This window comes from Xanthomonas sp. 3075 (assembly GCF_014197275.1).
Lineage (GTDB): Bacteria > Pseudomonadota > Gammaproteobacteria > Xanthomonadales > Xanthomonadaceae > Xanthomonas > Xanthomonas campestris_B.
This window is the reverse complement of sequence record NZ_JACIFI010000005.1, coordinates 58,084-72,969: the sequence shown is the minus strand read 5'-3', so window position 1 is coordinate 72,969 and position 14,886 is coordinate 58,084. Positions and strand designations below refer to the sequence as shown.

At 65.5% G+C, this 14,886-nt stretch carries 12 protein-coding genes and 1 riboswitch; of the genes, 5 read left to right on the top strand and 7 right to left on the bottom strand.

Translation table 11 applies throughout. The annotated features are described in order from the left end of the window. Window positions 1-82: 82 nt before the first annotated feature. Entirely contained in the window at window positions 83-982 is a 900-nt protein-coding gene (locus GGR62_RS06440) for a M23 family metallopeptidase (RefSeq protein ID WP_184407219.1), read from the bottom strand. 142 nt (window positions 983-1,124) lie between these two features. Then, window positions 1,125-1,245, top strand: a riboswitch (SAM riboswitch). A 71-nt stretch (window positions 1,246-1,316) separates the two neighbouring features. Between GGR62_RS06440 and GGR62_RS06435 the strand changes: the two genes are divergently transcribed. Genes GGR62_RS06435 through GGR62_RS06425 form a run of 3 tightly spaced genes read left to right on the top strand, consistent with a single transcriptional unit; the run spans window position 1,317 to window position 4,647 of the window. After that, window positions 1,317-2,348, top strand: coding sequence for a homoserine O-succinyltransferase (locus tag GGR62_RS06435; protein ID WP_184407099.1), 1,032 nt, complete (start codon window positions 1,317-1,319; stop codon window positions 2,346-2,348). Beyond that, window positions 2,345-3,562: an O-succinylhomoserine (thiol)-lyase gene (locus GGR62_RS06430; RefSeq protein WP_184407098.1), complete on the top strand. Its 1,218-nt coding sequence runs from the start codon at window positions 2,345-2,347 to the stop codon at window positions 3,560-3,562. The genes GGR62_RS06435 and GGR62_RS06430 overlap by 4 nt, the downstream gene beginning before the upstream one ends. Further along, window positions 3,559-4,647 carry a homoserine dehydrogenase gene (locus GGR62_RS06425; protein WP_184407097.1) on the top strand — a complete coding sequence of 363 codons (1,089 nt, stop codon included), beginning with the start codon at window positions 3,559-3,561 and terminating at the stop codon, window positions 4,645-4,647. Before GGR62_RS06430 ends, GGR62_RS06425 begins: the two co-directional genes overlap by 4 nt. Before the next feature lie 206 nt (window positions 4,648-4,853). Here the strand turns inward: GGR62_RS06425 and GGR62_RS06420 are convergent, their stop codons facing one another. Further along, window positions 4,854-5,849 carry an alpha/beta hydrolase gene (locus GGR62_RS06420; protein WP_184407096.1) on the bottom strand — a complete coding sequence of 332 codons (996 nt, stop codon included), beginning with the start codon at window positions 5,847-5,849 and terminating at the stop codon, window positions 4,854-4,856. 457 nt (window positions 5,850-6,306) lie between these two features. Continuing rightward, complete coding sequence (locus GGR62_RS06415; protein WP_184407095.1) at window positions 6,307-7,689, bottom strand: L-serine ammonia-lyase; 1,383 nt, start codon at window positions 7,687-7,689, stop codon at window positions 6,307-6,309. 87 nt (window positions 7,690-7,776) lie between these two features. On the opposite strand from GGR62_RS06415, the gene GGR62_RS06410 reads away from it, so the two are divergent. Beyond that, on the top strand, window positions 7,777-8,010 hold the full coding sequence (locus GGR62_RS06410; RefSeq protein ID WP_184407094.1) for a glutaredoxin family protein: 234 nt from the start codon (window positions 7,777-7,779) through the stop codon (window positions 8,008-8,010). Between the two features lie 505 nt (window positions 8,011-8,515). Here the strand turns inward: GGR62_RS06410 and GGR62_RS06405 are convergent. The 4 genes from GGR62_RS06405 to GGR62_RS06390 form a co-directional block, all read right to left on the bottom strand. Continuing rightward, on the bottom strand, window positions 8,516-9,172 hold the full coding sequence (locus tag GGR62_RS06405; RefSeq protein ID WP_184407093.1) for a cold shock domain-containing protein: 657 nt from the start codon (window positions 9,170-9,172) through the stop codon (window positions 8,516-8,518). A 131-nt stretch (window positions 9,173-9,303) separates the two neighbouring features. Then, window positions 9,304-9,873, bottom strand: coding sequence for a YceI family protein (locus GGR62_RS06400; RefSeq protein WP_184407092.1), 570 nt, complete (start codon window positions 9,871-9,873; stop codon window positions 9,304-9,306). Between the two features lie 9 nt (window positions 9,874-9,882). Continuing rightward, window positions 9,883-10,446, bottom strand: coding sequence for a cytochrome b (locus tag GGR62_RS06395; RefSeq protein ID WP_184407091.1), 564 nt, complete (start codon window positions 10,444-10,446; stop codon window positions 9,883-9,885). Continuing rightward, the gene (locus GGR62_RS06390) at window positions 10,443-11,105 is read right to left on the bottom strand and encodes a YceI family protein (protein ID WP_184407090.1); all 663 of its coding nucleotides are present in this window, start codon (window positions 11,103-11,105) and stop codon (window positions 10,443-10,445) included. Before GGR62_RS06390 ends, GGR62_RS06395 begins: the two co-directional genes overlap by 4 nt. A gap of 96 nt (window positions 11,106-11,201) precedes the next feature. Here GGR62_RS06390 and GGR62_RS06385 point away from each other — a divergent pair, with 96 nt between their 5' ends. Continuing rightward, window positions 11,202-14,759, top strand: coding sequence for an ATP-binding protein (locus GGR62_RS06385; RefSeq protein WP_184407089.1), 3,558 nt, complete (start codon window positions 11,202-11,204; stop codon window positions 14,757-14,759). Window positions 14,760-14,886: the final 127 nt, after the last annotated feature.

Here is a 14,886-nt window from a genome sequence, read left to right as displayed (position 1 = left end):
AGCGGCTTCGGTGCGGTGGGCTTCTGCGGTCCCGGCCCGGAACTCCCCCGTCGGCAAGCCGTGACTTCCCGGCCCCCGTCGCTCACGGCGCTGGCGACGGAAACTGGAGTTCGCCCTGCGGGCCCAGCATCCGAAACGGCAGCGAGCGCAGTTGCATGTCCGCATTGCGCTGGATTGCGAAATGCAGATGCGGGGCGGTACTGAAGCCGGTATTGCCCGAGGCGCCCAGGCGCTCGCCGGTGCGGACCACCTGGCCGGGGCGCACCGCCACGCCATCGGGTGCCAGGTGGGCATACAGCGCCATGCTGCCGTCGGCGTGCAGCACCCGCACCAGGTTGCCGCCCCCGGCCGCTTGGTCGTGCGGGCGGCCTTCGACGATATCGCGCGCTATCTGCATGACCACGCCCGCGCGCGCGGCCAGTACTGGCGTGCCCTGCGGCAGGGCGAAATCCACTGCGTACCAGTTGGCCGCATCGGTGTGGCTGAAGTGCCCGCCAAAGCCCTGGTCCACGTGTATCGGCACATCGCGGAACGGGAGTTGATAGCGGACTTGTTGCTGCGGGCGTGCCTGCGGATCGCCGGGCACTGCGTCGAGCTTGAGGCCCAGCCCGCCCAGGCTGCGCTGGTTGCTGGCCGGATACAGCCGGGCCAGTAGCCGGCGCTCGTGCGCGGCCAGTTGCGCCGTCAGCGGTAACTGCGGCACGGCGCGGTAATCCTCGCTGGGCGGTGCGCCCAGCTGGACCTGTGCAGGCCCGGCCAGCGGATTGCTGACCCAGACCAGGTAGGCCGGCGCCTGCCATTCCAGCTGCAGCGATGGGCTGGTACCGGTGGATGCAGCCGGTGCTTGTGTCGTCGTCGCGGGCTGGGCGACGGCTGTGGCGCCTGGCCAATGCCAGCGTTGCTGTGCAGCCGCCGGTGTTGCGCAGGCCAGCAGCGCGGCGATCAAGGCCAATGCGAGAGGGGACACGGCGCTGCAGGACAGCTGAAGGGCCACGCGCTGGGCTCGGACGAAAGGGAGCGGCAAGTATGTGGCCCATCACTGGCCGGAGTGGTATCGGATGAAAATATATCTTTCCATCCGCATGAAGAGATTGACATCGCAAAAAAGCGGTGGCATCTTAGCCTCACCATCGAGACCGGCGGAGGGACAGGCCCTTTGATGCCGGGGCAGCCAGCGGAGCGCGCAAGCGCCCGCGTTTGGTGCCAAATCCTGCGGGGACCGTCGCGTCCGCCGAAAGATGGTTCGAATCGTGCCTTGTGCACGTCGAACGCGAGCTCCCGCGAAGCTCGATGGCCGATCCACCCCGGATATCGCCATGAGCCTCGTGAATACAGCATCGCCGTCACCTACCGACTACGCCGATCCACCCGCCGTCACCGATGACGGGACGATTGCCGTGCGCGGCGATCTCGTCATCGCCTTGCCGATGCGGCACGCCGGCATGCGCCAGGTGCGGCTGCGCTACGAATTGATTGGCGTTGCCAATGCGCCGGTAGTGTTCGTGGCCGGCGGAATTTCCGCGCACCGTCATCTGGCTCCCAGTGCGTTGTTCCCCGAAAAGGGCTGGATGGATGGCTTGGTCGGCAACGGCCGCGCGCTGGATCCGGCATCGCGTCGTCTGTTGGCGTTCGATTTCCTTGGCGCCGACGGCACGCTGGATGCGCCGATCGACACTGCCGACCAGGCCGATGCGATCGCCGCGTTGCTGGATGCGCTGGGCATCGCGCGTTTGCATGGCTTTGTCGGTTACTCGTACGGCGCGCTGGTCGGTTTGCAGTTCGCCATTCGGCACGCCGCCCGCGTCGGCACCTTGGTGGCGGTCAGTGGCGCGCATCGCGCCCATCCGTATGCCGCCGCCTGGCGTGCACTGCAGCGCCGCGCGGTGGCGCTGGGTCAGCTGCAATGCGCAGAAAACCATGGGCTGGCGCTGGCACGGCAGTTCGCCATGCTCAGCTACCGCACGCCGGAAGAATTCAGCGAGCGCTTCGACGCGCCGCCGGAAGTGATCAATGGCCGCGTGCGGGTGGCGGCCGAAGACTATCTGGATGCCGCCGGCGCGCAATACGTGGCGCGCACGCCGGTGAACGCGTATCTGCGGCTGTCCGAATCGATCGATCTGCATCGCATCGATCCCGCGCAGGTGCGCGTGCCCACCGTCGTTGTTGCGGTGGAAGGCGACCGCCTGGTGCAGCTGGCCGACCTTGTCACCTTGGTCGAAGGCCTGGGGCCGCGGGGCAGCTTGCGCGTGCTGCGCTCGCCGTATGGCCATGACGCCTTCCTGAAAGAAATCGATCGCATCGACGCGATCCTCACCACTGCCCTTCGCTTCACCGGAGAAACCGCATGAGCTTTCGTGACCCCGCCGACGCCCCCTGTACCGCCGCCACCGCCGCCGTCCGCGCAGGCATCGATCGCGACACTGCGTATGGCGCGGTGACGCCGCCGATCGTGTTGTCGTCGAACTTCTCCTTCGATGGTTTCGGCAACAAGCGCCAGTACGACTACACCCGTAGCGGCAACCCGACCCGCGATCTGCTCGGCGAAGCGCTGGCGGAACTGGAAGGCGGTGCCGGCGGAGTGATCACCTCCACCGGCATGGGCGCGATCAACCTGGTGCTCAACGCACTGCTGCAGCCGGGCGATACCTTGGTGGTGCCGCACGATGCGTATGGCGGCAGCTGGCGCCTGTTCAATGCGCTGGCCAAGAAAGGCCACTTCGCGCTGATCACCGCCGACCTCACCGACCCGCGCTCGCTGGCCGATGCGCTGGCGCACTCGCCCAAGCTGGTGCTGATCGAAACCCCGTCCAACCCGCTGCTGCGCATCACCGATCTGCGCTTCGTCATCGAGGCGGCGAAGAAGGTGGGTGCGTTGACGGTGGTGGACAACACCTTCCTATCGCCGGCACTGCAGAAGCCGCTGGAATTCGGGGCGGACCTGGTGCTGCATTCCACCACCAAGTACATCAACGGCCACAGCGATGTGGTGGGTGGCGCGGTGGTTGCGCGCGATGCCGAGCTGCATCAGCAGTTGGTGTGGTGGGCCAATGCGCTGGGCCTGACCGGCTCGCCGTTCGATGCCTTCCTCACCTTGCGCGGTCTGCGCACGCTGGATGCGCGCCTGCGCGTGCACCAGGAAAACGCCGATGCGATCGCCGCACTGCTGGACGGGCATGCGGTGGTCAATCAGGTGTATTTCCCGGGCCTGGCTGCGCATCCGGGACATGCGCTGGCCGCGCGCCAGCAGAAGGGCTTCGGCGCGATGATGAGTTTCGAGCTCGATGGTGGCGAAGCCGCGGTGCGCGCGTTTGTCGATGGCCTGCGTTACTTCACCCTGGCCGAGTCGCTGGGCGGTGTGGAAAGCCTGATCGCCCATCCGGCCTCGATGACGCATGCGGCGATGACTGCCGAAGCCCGGGCTGCGGCCGGGATTTCCGACGGGCTGCTGCGGTTGTCGATCGGCATCGAATCGGCCGAGGATCTGCTGATCGATCTACGCGCAGGTCTGGCGCGTGCCGAAGCAACGCTGACCACCGCAAGCCGCAAACAGGTCGACGCGTGAGCGCGGTACTGCCTGCTTCGCGTCGCGCTTCGACGGCAGCAGTGACGCCAACGCCACGGCTGGCCTTGCTGGGCACCGGCACGGTGGGGCGCGCGTTTGTGGCGCGCTACACCGCGCTACAGGAGCGCCAGCTGCAGTTGCCGCGCTTCGATTGGTTGGCCAACTCGCGCGTCGCGCACGATTGCGGCACCAGCGCCGCCCAGGCTTTGCAACAAGCCAACGCCGCGCCGCGTGGCCAGGCCGTGTTGCAACCCTGGGCCGAAACCGCCGCCTTGCGAGCCGGCGATGTGCTGGTGGATGCCACCGCCAGCGATGTGGTCGCCGATTGGCATGTGGAATGGTTGTTGCGTGGTGTGCACGTGGTTACCGCCAACAAGCTCGGGCAGGGCACCGCATTGTCGCGGGCGCAGGCGGTGCAGGCGGCGCGTCATGCCAGTGGCGCGCATTACGGTGACAGCGCGACGGTGGGTGCGGGGTTGCCGGTGTTGAGTAGCGTGCGCGCGTTGGTGGCGGGTGGCGACCATATTCATTCGATCGAAGGCGTATTGTCCGGTTCGCTGGCATGGCTGTTCCATCGCTACGACGGCAGTAGCGCGTTTTCCGATTGCGTACGCGAGGCGGTGGCGGCCGGTTACACCGAGCCGGATCCGCGTATCGATCTGTCGGGCGAGGATGTGCGGCGCAAGCTGCTGATCCTGGCGCGTGCGGCCGGGTGGCAGCTGGAGGCCGAACAGGTACATGTGGAATCGCTGGTGCCCGCGAGTATCGCGTGCGTGCCGCTTGCGGCCTTGGATGCACAACTGGACGCGCTGGATGAGGTGGTGGGCGCGCGCTGGCAGCAGGCACGTGCCGCAGGGCGCTGCCTACGCTTTGTGGGACGCGTGGATGCGCATGGCGCCAGCGTCGGCCTGCGCGAGTTGGCGCTGGATCACCCGCTGGCCGGCGGTGCGGGCACCGACAACCGGGTCGCCATCAGCAGCGACCGTTATCGTGAACAGCCATTGCTGATCCAGGGGCCGGGCGCGGGTGCCGACGTGACGGCGGCGGCGTTGCTGGATGATGTGTTGCGGATCGTGGCTGGGTAACGGGTCGGTGAGATGCGCTGGCGGGATGTGGCGCCGAACTCGATGGCCGACTTGCGTGGCGGGGATTGGCGGCTGTCTGTCGTGCTGACTGAGGCAGCGCGTCTGCGCCGAACATTCAATTGCAGTGCGCCGCAGCCCGGACGTTACCGAGCTGCGGTTTTTAGAGGAATGGACCCACATCGACCACAGTGCAGCGGGTCGTGCAATTACGGCGCAATCGCCTTCAATAGCGCAGCATTGAAACGCGTCGGGTCCTGCACCTGCGGCGAATGTCCGAGGTCGGCGAACTCGACGAGCTTCGCGTTCGGAATCGCCTTGGCGGCGCGCTTGCCCAGCCTGGTGTAGTCGCCGACGCGTGCCTTGACCTCGGGCGGGGCGGTGTCCTTGCCGATCGCGGTGCGGTCCTTGAGGCCAATGAAGAGCGTCGTCGGCACGGCCAGCCTGGGCAGTTCGTAGACCACCGGTTGGTTGAATACCATGTCGTAGGTCAGCGCCTGGTTCCAGGCGACCGCCTGCTTGCCGTTGCCCAGCGACATGCCGGCCTGCATGCGCGCCCAGCGTTCGAATTCGGGCTTCCATTGGCCGGCGTAGTAGACCTCCATCTGATACTTCTTGATGCGCTCGAAACTGATCTTCAGTTCGTTGTCGTACCAGGCATCCACGCTGCGCCAGGGGATGCCTTCGGCCTTCCAGTCTTCCAGGCCGATCGGGTCGACCAATGCCAACTGTTCGGTGGCTTGCGGATACATCAGTGCATAGCGGATGGCGAGCATGCCGCCCATCGAATGACCGACCACCACGGCACGTTCGATACCCAGCTTCTTCAACAGTGCCTGCGTGTTGTCGGCCAGCTGCGCGAAGGAAAACTGATAGGCGGCCGGCTTGCTGGATTTGCAGAAGCCGACCTGGTCCGGCGCGATGACGCGGTAGCCGGAGGTGCTCAACGCGGCGATGGTCTGCTCCCAGGTGGCGGCGCAGAAGTTTTTGCCATGCAGCAGCACGGCGATGTGCCCGTTGGGTTTGCCGGTGGGCGCGACATCCAGGTACGCCATTTCCAGCGGCTGCCGTTGCGAGGTGAACGCAAAGGTCTTGACCGGATACGGGTAATCGAAGCCTTCCAGTCGCGGGCCGTAGCTGGCTTCCTGTGCCATCAGAGGGCCGCAGGCCAGGGCCAGGGCGAGAGTGCAGGCAAGCTGTCGCATCGCGATCTCCGTCGGAATCCAGCGGCAAACGGTACACGGTGGCATGTGGTGGGCACGTACAGCTTTGCAGTGTTGAGCGATTGCGTCAGCGGGCGCTGCGGGTGGTCGCATCGCTGTGCGTTTGGCGGTGTGCGGCAGTGCCGGAAGCGCCTGCAGGTGCGCCTTGGCGGTGCAGGTTGTGTGGCTGCGCCGCTGGATGCCGGCCTGCGAGGGGGAATGACGGCGATGGCGATGGCCCCCATCCGCCCTTCGGGCACCTTCCCCCGCAGGCGGGAGAAGGGAAGCTGGAAGCGGGGGCTTGTTGCAGGGCGGGCTGTGCAGCTTTCTCGACTGCGCAGCTTTCTGCGTCTGCCAGAAATGGACGGCGTTGGGTGTTACCTTTCGCGGCGGATGAGAGGTTGGCGCTGCATTGCTGCGTCAATGCAAATCCATGCCGCGGTTCAAAACCGCGCCCGGCTCAGCATTCGATCACGTTGACTGCCAGGCCGCCGCGACTGGTTTCCTTGTACTTGTCCTGCATGTCGCGGCCGGTGTCGCGCATGGTCTTGATGACCTTGTCCAGTGACACCTTGTGCTTGCCGTCGCCACGCATGGCCATGCGGCTGGCATTGATCGCCTTGACTGCGCCCATTGCATTGCGTTCGATGCAGGGGATCTGCACCAGGCCGCCGATCGGGTCGCAGGTCAGGCCCAGGTTGTGTTCCATGCCGATTTCCGCCGCGTTCTCGATTTGCCCGGGGTTGCCCCCGAGCGCGGCGACCAGGCCGCCGGCGGCCATCGAACAGGCCACACCCACTTCGCCCTGGCAGCCGACTTCAGCACCGGAAATGGAGGCGTTTTCCTTGTAGAGGATGCCGATGGCTGCAGCGGTGAGCAGGAAATCGAAGATGCGCTGCTCGCACGCGCCAGGGCAGAAACGGTCGAAGTAATGCAGCACCGAGGGAATGATGCCGGCCGCGCCGTTGGTGGGTGCGGTGACCACGCGGCCACCGGCGGCGTTTTCCTCGTTGACGGCCAGTGCGTAGAGATTGACCCAATCCAGTGTGGTCAGTGGATCGCGCATCGCCGCTTCGGGTTTGGACGACAGTTCGCGGTACAACGCCGGTGCGCGCCGCGACACGTTCAAGCCGCCCGGCAATGTGCCTTCCTGGCGGATGCCACGCTCCACGCAGGACTGCATTGCCGCCCAGAGTTCGCGCAAGCCAGCACGAATCTCGTCCTCGCTACGCCAGCTCTTTTCGTTTTCGAACATCAGCGCGGCGATGCTCAGGCCGCTACGTGCGCACTGCGCGAGGAGTTCGTCGCCACTGAGAAACGGGTAGGGCAGCGGGGTTTCGTCGGCCACGATGCGGTCGTCGGCGGCATCGTCCTGGTTGACGACGAAGCCGCCACCGACCGAGTAGTAATCGCGCGTGGCGATCACTGCATCGTCGGCGTCGTAAGCGGTGAAGCGCATGCCGTTGGTGTGGTACGGCAGCTTCTGCCGCTTGTTCATCGGCAGGTCGCGTTTTTCGTCGAAGACGATCTCGCGCTGACCCATCAGGTTGATGCGCTTGCTGGTGCGGATGCGCTCAAGCGTGGCGGGGATGATGTCCGGGTCGATCAGGTTGGGGCGGTGGCCTTCCAGCCCCAGCAGCACCGCCTTGTCGGTGCCATGACCACGGCCGGTCAGCGCCAGCGAGCCGAATACCTCGGCGCGGATGCGCACCACGTCCTGCAGGCGGCCGGTGTCGAGCAGCCAGCGATGCACGAAGCGCTCGGCCGCGCGCATGGGGCCCACGGTGTGGGAGGAACTCGGACCGATGCCGATCTTGAACAGGTCGAACGTGCTGACAGCCATGCGTGCCGGAGGGGTGAGCGTAAAGGCGGCTATTCTAGTCGTTCGGCGATTGCAGCACGGCTGCAGCGCAGCATTGGGAACTTTGCGATGGCCTTGACGCTGTACCAACGCGACGATTGCCACCTGTGCGACCAGGCTGTGGAGGTGCTGGCGCAAGTGCGCGCAGGCGAGTTCAGCAGCGTCTTTATCGATAACGATGCGGAGCTTGAGGCCGCTTATGGTGAGCGGGTGCCGGTGTTGCGCGATGCGGGTGGGCGCGAGTTGGGGTGGCCGTTCGACAGCCAGCGTTTGCGCGAGTGGTTGAATGCCGGTACACGCTGATGCCGTGCGTGCGCACCCGATACGCGCCAGAGTGTGGATTCAGAGCGGCTGAAAACGACTTCACGCCGGTCTGGTGCGGGGAGGTGATCTGGGCCTTCGCTGCAGGGCGGCCATCTGCCACTTGGCTGCAGTGCCCTTGCCCGCCCACCATCGCGGGACACGCCGCAAATACGTCCTTGTAAGCTCTTACGCGGCATCCATGCCGCGTAAGGTCCCGCGACGGTGGGCGGGCAAGGACCAGTGGAGATGGTCGTTTGCATCTTTTTTAATCAAACAGTCGGCAAACTTTATGGTGCGGTGTCCTCGCCGCTTGCGGGACCGTGTGGCGGCATGGATGCCGCCACCGAGCCCCCAGGGACGGGTTCACGGCGTGTCCCGCGAGCGGTGAGGGCACCGCGCGCTCGACCAACTCAGCGTTTGACCTGGGCGTTTGACTGCATCTAACAAGATGCGGCTAACAAACTATTCTTCTCGGCCGCCCGTTCAAGGTGTCAGCCGCATTGATTCAATGGCACCACTGGTCCTCGCAGGGCACGCCATCGTGGTCGCCGTCCATTTCGGTATTTGGGCAATGCTGCAACACGTAAGTGGCATCGTCGCAGGAGGTCATCTGCGAGCAATGCGTGCGTCCGCCACAGCTGTAGTGCGGTGTGGGGGCGGGGGTGGCGGACGTTCTGCTTGCCGACGCAGGTGCCGTTACCGCACGCGAGCTCTGAGCTGCTGCGCGGTCTGGCGGCGTCCTGCCTACCGGTGTTCGTGCCGGTGCTGCTGACGCTGACGAAGTTTCAGTGGGCGCAGGCTCTGGCATCAGCATGTCCCGATTGAGATATGCATAACCGCCAGCGCCTGCCACAAGCAAGAGCAACATGACTTTGCCAAGCCCGACGGGACTATGAGCCGATGTCGATCGCGCCGCTGCATGCTGCCGGCGTGGGCTGCGCTCGGGTGCACGGGCTCCGGCGCGCATCACGCGCACCGCTTGCTGTCGCCCATCCTTGCCTGGTTCGATCTCGAAGGAAATCAGCTCACCGATACGCGGTGCATCTGCGCTTCTGGGAAACGCGGAAATGTGCACGAACACGTCATCGCCCGGCTGAGCAGGGGTAATAAAGCCGAAGCCGCGGTCGGTATTCCAGCGGGTCAACGTTCCATGTGCGCGCATCGTCGGCGTCCTTGGGGCGAGTGCCGAGTCTAGCTGTCGCGCGGTGTCATTCAATCATCAGGCACAAAAAAACGGCGGACCCGACGAGGTAGTCCGCCGCTCAATGGCCGCGTCCGGTGCGGCCGGTGGCGTTACTTCGCCTTGAACACGACCTTGGTGCTGATCGCGGTTTCGTTGGGAATGGTCTTGGTGTCGGCCCAGTCGCCGCTGCCCACGCCGAAGTCCAGGCGCTTGACCACGGCCTTGCCGGTCAGCACCGGCTGCGCGCCGGGGGTCCAGGTAAAGGTCAGCGTGACCGGCTTGCTGACGCCGCGCAGCTCCAGGGTGCCGTCGGCGGCGTACTGGTTGCCGCCGAGTGCGCGGAACTTGTCGGCGCGGTAGCGCGCGGTGGCGAACTTGGCGACATTGAAGAAGTCCGGCCCCTGCAGGGTTGAATCGCGGTCGTTATTGCCGCTGATGGCACTGGCCAGCGGAATACGCACATCGAGCTTGGCGCCGGCAAGATTGGCCGGATCGAAACTCAGCGTGGTGTCGAAACCGGGGAACTTGCCGGTAAACACTTCGCCATCGTATTTGCTGGCAAACACCAGCGACGAGCCGGGTGCCTGGATGTAATCGGCGGCGAGGACCGGCGCGGCGGCGAAGGTGGCGACCAACGAGGCCGCGACCAGCAGGGGAGAGGCAAACAGCTTGGACGACATGAGAAATCCTTAGGTTTTGGAAGAGAGCCAGCCGCGCGGCAACATCCGCGCCAAGGTGGCGTCACGCTGGAACAGGTGGTGATAGAACGCAGCGCCGGCATGCGCCAGTACCACGGCAATCAACAGCCAGAAGCCCCATTCGTGGATGAAATGCGCGATTGCGCGCAGTTGTTCGTCTGGCGGGCTGAGCTTGGGCACAGCGAATAGCCCGAACCAACGGAACGGCCGCAGCCCGCTGGTGGAGTCGTACAACCAGCCCGACAGCGGCATGGCAAAGAGCATCGCGTACAGCAGCCAGTGGGTCAGGCTGGCGATGCGTTCCTGCCAACGTGGGGTGCCGTTGACCGGCGGCGGCGCGCCCGCATACAAGCGCCAGCCCAGCCGCACGATCACCAACGCAAGCACGGTCAGCCCGAGCGATTTGTGCGCGGTATAGACCCAGAAATATTTCGGTGTCTTGGGCAGTTCGCCCATGGTCAGGCCGACGATGCCCAGCACCAGGATCAACAGCGCGATCAGCCAGTGCAGGATCTGGCTGACACCGCCCCAGCGTTCGATATTTTTCAGACTCATGTTCGGTTTTCCGGAGGGGCGGCAGTGTCAGGGGCGGTGGGGGCATCTTGCGGTTGCAGTGCGTCATCGTCGGCGCGGCCTTCGCGTACGGCCTCGGCTTCGATCCGCAGTTCGACCGTATCGCCGATCATCGATTTCCACGCGTCGATGCCGAATTCCGCACGGCTCAGCGTGGCGGTCGCGGAAAACCCGGCGGTGCGGCGGAACGGTGGCAGCGGATGGCGCTTGAGCGCATTGAGGGTCACGTCCAGGGTGACCGGGCGAGTGACCCCATGCAGGGTCAGATTTCCGGTGACCTTGGCACGGTTTTCGCCGTTGGCCTCTACGTGCGTAGAGACGAAACGGGCGTCGGGAAACCGCTCGGCGTCGAGTAGGTTGCGCGCCAGCGTGGCCTGGTTCCACTTGGCATCGCCCAGGTCGGTGCGTTGCAGCGGCACGCTGACATCCAGCCGCGCTGCGGCCCAGTCGTCCGGGTCGAAGACCAACGTGCCGCTAGTTCCGGAAACGGCGCCTAACGCCTTGGAAAACCCGGCATGTTCAACCGCGAACATGACCCGGGTATGCACCGGATCCAGCGCATAGCGCACCGGCGCGGCGCTAGCGGCAAGGCTGGTCATTCCCAGGATGGCAAGCAGCAACAGGCGGGCGAGGGTTGTCATGGGCGGATTCTAGGCATATCCCGAGGATGTGCGCGCGGCTTGCGCTCGCAACGATCCGTTGCGAGCATGCGGGCTGGACGTGGAAAGGATGCCCACATGCGTTATCTGCTGCTCATGCTGCTTGCCGCCCTGACCGTATTTCCGGCGCTGGCGGAGGTGCCGGCGATTCCGCGTTTCCGCATCGTCGGGGCTGCCGAGGGGCTGCCCTCGACCATGATCACCGCCATTGCGCAGGACCGCGCCGGCTATCTGTGGATGACCACCACCGACGGGTTGGTCCGCTACGACGGCGCAGAGTTCAAGGTCTGGCACAACGATCCGACCGATCGCTACTCGCTGCGCAGCAATCTCCTGCAGGCGCTGTATATCGACAACCAGGATCGGATCTGGCTGGCGCTGGGCGGCGCGGGCGTGGCCATGCTGAGTGCCGATCGCCGCAAGCTGACCGCGTATCTTCCCGATGACGTACCCGAACTGGCGCTGGGAGACGTCTATGCCATCGCCGGGCGCGGCGACGAGGTCTGGTTTGGCTTGTCCACCGGCAACGTCTTGCGTCTGGCGGCCACGGGCCAATTCACCTCCTTCGACCTGGCCGAGATGGAGGAGCCGCTGACGCCCAGTCCCGTGTATGCGCTTGCGCTGGACGATCGCGACCGGATGTGGATCGGCACCCTGGGCGGGTTGGCCTATTACGACGGCCTGGCATTGCACCGCGTGCACCCGGATGGTGACGACACCGGCATCAATGCGCTGCAATGGGTCGGCCAGCGGCTGTGGGCTTCCATGGACACCGGGCTGCGCTACATGGACGCGTCCGGTGCGTGGCATACGCCCTCCTGGGCACCGATGTTTGCTGCCGGCAACCGGGTCTGGACAGTGGCCGACGCTGGCGATGGCGAGTTCTGGCTGGGCACCGAACAGGGGCTATGGCATACCCGTCCGGATCATCCGCCGACGCCGGTCAACAATGGCGATGCCCCGCTGGTCTCCAACCGCCACGTGGCCACCATCTGGCGCAGTCCGCACGGGGGAATCTGGGTGCCCCTGCATGGACGCGGGCTTGCCTATCTGCGTGAAGACTGGCGCCGCACTGCCGCTTTCAAACAGATCAACGACCAGGGCAAGGGCATCGTCTGCAGTCTTGCGCAAGCCAATCGATCCGGTGGGCTTTGGCAGTTCGACGGCAGTGGGCGGTTGCTGCGTTACGACACGTCCACCGGGGCACTCGTGCAGACCGGTATCCAACATCCCGACCTGCGCGATCTGCAGATTGCAATGACCCTGGAAGACAGTCGGGGGCAGCTCTGGCTGGGTAATGGCGAGCACCGGTTGTCGCGTCTGGACCTCGAAACGGGCGCGCTTGAGCATTTCAGCGATGACGGACCTGCTGAGACGGTCATCTGGATGGGCGAATCCGGCGACGGCACGTTGTGGACCGCTTACGAGCAGGTGATCCAGCGGCGAGATCTGGTGACCGGGCGCGTGCTTGAGACGATTTCCCAGGCCGACCCGCATGGCCTGAAGCAGGTGATTCCCAGTCAGCTGAGCGTGGCACCGGATGGGAACCTGTGGCTGAGTGCCGTCGGCGGCATGTACGTCTGGCAGTCCGCGTCACATCGCTTCGTACCGGTACCAGGTCTGCAGATCGATCCGATCCAACGCTTTGTCTTCGAGGATCAAAGCCACCTGTGGCTTTACCGCGCAGGCAGCATTGAGCGTTGGCAGAAAGACGGTGCCGCGTGGAAGCGGGTGCGCCGGGTTCGTGCGGCGGAAGGTTTTCCGGCCATGGACGCATACGGTTTGGAGCTTGATGGGCTTGGACGCGTGTGGATGTCCGGTCCGCGTGGCCTGTGGCGCATCGATGCACGCACCACGCCCGCCCGGATCCGCAGTTTCAGTGCGCGCGACGGATTGACCAGTCAGGAGTTCAGCCGCCGCTGTCTGCTGATGGCGCGCGATGGGGTCCTGGTCGGGGGCACTGCAGACGGCTACACGCTGCTGATCGATACCAAGGCGCCGGATGTGCCGTCGTTCACCCCCCAGATGCGCCTGGAAGCGGTGAGCATCCAGCGCGCCGATCGCCGTCAGGCATTGTCGATCCTCGGTGGCTTTTCGCTTGCGCCGAGCGATCGCCAGTTGCGGATCAACATGCGGCTGCTCTCGTTCGTCGATCCGATGGCCAATCGCTACCGTACGCGGCTGTCGGGGTTCGATACCGGGTGGGTGGAACATGGTGCTGCGGGAATGCGCGAGTTCTCCTCGTTAGCGCCAGGCAGTTATGTCCTGGAGATGCAGGGGATCGATCCATTGGGCAATGCATCGCAGGTGCAATCGCTGCGCTTTTCGGTCACTCCGCCCTGGTGGCGCAGCGATGCCGGCATTGCGCTGATCTGCGTGCTGGCAGTGCTGCTGGGCGGCCTGCTCGCCGCCGCGTACCGCCGCCGTGTGCGGATGCGTGCGCAATGGCAGTTGGCCCAGCACAAGCGCGAGCTGGCCGAGCAGGCGTCGTTGGCCAAGACGCGCTTTCTTGCGACCTTGGGGCACGAGGTGCGCACGCCGATGACCGGTGTGCTGGGCATGAGCGAGTTGTTGCTGCAGACGCCGTTGGACGCACGGCAGCAGGGCTATGCCAGTGCGATCCAGTCGGCAGGCAAGCATCTGCTGCGGCTGGTCAACGATGCATTGGATCTGGCGCGGATCGAGGCCGGCAAGTTGCCGCTGGATGATCGCGATTTCGATCTGCGCCAGTTGGTCAGGCAGGTGGCCGAGCTGGTGCGCCCGAGTGCCGAGCAGAAGCAGTTGGCTTTTGAGTGCGAGCTGGATGACGCGCTGCCGCCTGCATTGCATGGCGATGCCAGCCGGGTGCAACAGATCCTGCTCAACCTGTTGTTCAACGCGGTCAAGTTCACCGAGCGCGGCAGCGTGCAGCTGCGCGTGTCGGTGTTGCCGCACAGTCCGGCGCGGGGGGTGCGGGTAGAGGTGCGCGATACCGGTCCGGGCATGAGCGCCGAGCAGCGTGGGCGCCTGTTTCAGCGTTTCGAGCAGGCCGAAGGCGCACACACGCTCGCGCGACATGGCGGCAGCGGCCTGGGGCTGGCGATCTGCCGCGAGCTTGCGGCGGCGATGGGCGGTGCGGTGACCGTCAGCAGCGAGTTGGGGCAGGGGGCGTGTTTCGTGGTCGAGTTGCCGTTGCGCTGGGCGCGTGCGCTCCCGGAGTTTGCCGCGCCGCGCGTCACCTCGGCGCAGGCCTCGGTCCCGTTGCAACTGCTGCTGGTCGAAGACGACCCGACCGTGGCGCAGGTCATTACCGGCCTGCTGCAGATGCGCGGCCATCAGGTCACCCATGTGCTGCATGGCCTGGCCGCGTTGGCCGAGGTGGCGACACGCAGCTTCGATGCGGGCCTGTGTGACCTGGATCTGCCGGGGATCGACGGTGCTGCGCTGGTGGCGCAACTGCGTGCGCGCGGCGTGCGCTTCCCGATCATCGCAGTGACCGCACGTGCCGATGCCGATGCAGAACCGCAGGCGATGGCGGCTGGCTGCAACGGATTCTTGCGCAAGCCGGTCACCGGCGAGTTGCTCGCGCAGGCCCTGGCGCAGGTGCTTGCCGACGCTGCCGATACGCGGGACGGCCCGGCCATCGACTCGCGTTGACCAATGCCGCAACCGCTGGCCGTGTAAGGCCTTGCACGCTGCGGCATGGATCATGGGGGATTGCTGTCTCAGGCGTTGTGGTCGGTTTGCCTACGCTGGCCGCTCGCCGCGATTCAATGATCGCAAC

Excerpts from the sequence above, each read along its gene's own strand:
- GGR62_RS06420 (WP_184407096.1), bottom strand. The coding sequence starts at position 5,849 with ATGCGACAGCTTGCCTGCACTCTCGCCCTGGCCCTGGCCTGCGGCCCT.
- GGR62_RS06410 (WP_184407094.1), top strand. The coding sequence starts at position 7,777 with ATGGCCTTGACGCTGTACCAACGCGACGATTGCCACCTGTGCGACCAG.
- GGR62_RS06395 (WP_184407091.1), bottom strand. The coding sequence starts at position 10,446 with ATGAGTCTGAAAAATATCGAACGCTGGGGCGGTGTCAGCCAGATCCTG.
- GGR62_RS06430 (WP_184407098.1), top strand. The coding sequence starts at position 2,345 with ATGAGCTTTCGTGACCCCGCCGACGCCCCCTGTACCGCCGCCACCGCC.
- GGR62_RS06405 (WP_184407093.1), bottom strand. The coding sequence starts at position 9,172 with ATGCGCGCACATGGAACGTTGACCCGCTGGAATACCGACCGCGGCTTC.
- GGR62_RS06415 (WP_184407095.1), bottom strand. The coding sequence starts at position 7,689 with ATGGCTGTCAGCACGTTCGACCTGTTCAAGATCGGCATCGGTCCGAGT.
- GGR62_RS06385 (WP_184407089.1), top strand. The coding sequence starts at position 11,202 with ATGCGTTATCTGCTGCTCATGCTGCTTGCCGCCCTGACCGTATTTCCG.
- GGR62_RS06435 (WP_184407099.1), top strand. The coding sequence starts at position 1,317 with ATGAGCCTCGTGAATACAGCATCGCCGTCACCTACCGACTACGCCGAT.
- GGR62_RS06400 (WP_184407092.1), bottom strand. The coding sequence starts at position 9,873 with ATGTCGTCCAAGCTGTTTGCCTCTCCCCTGCTGGTCGCGGCCTCGTTG.
- GGR62_RS06390 (WP_184407090.1), bottom strand. The coding sequence starts at position 11,105 with ATGACAACCCTCGCCCGCCTGTTGCTGCTTGCCATCCTGGGAATGACC.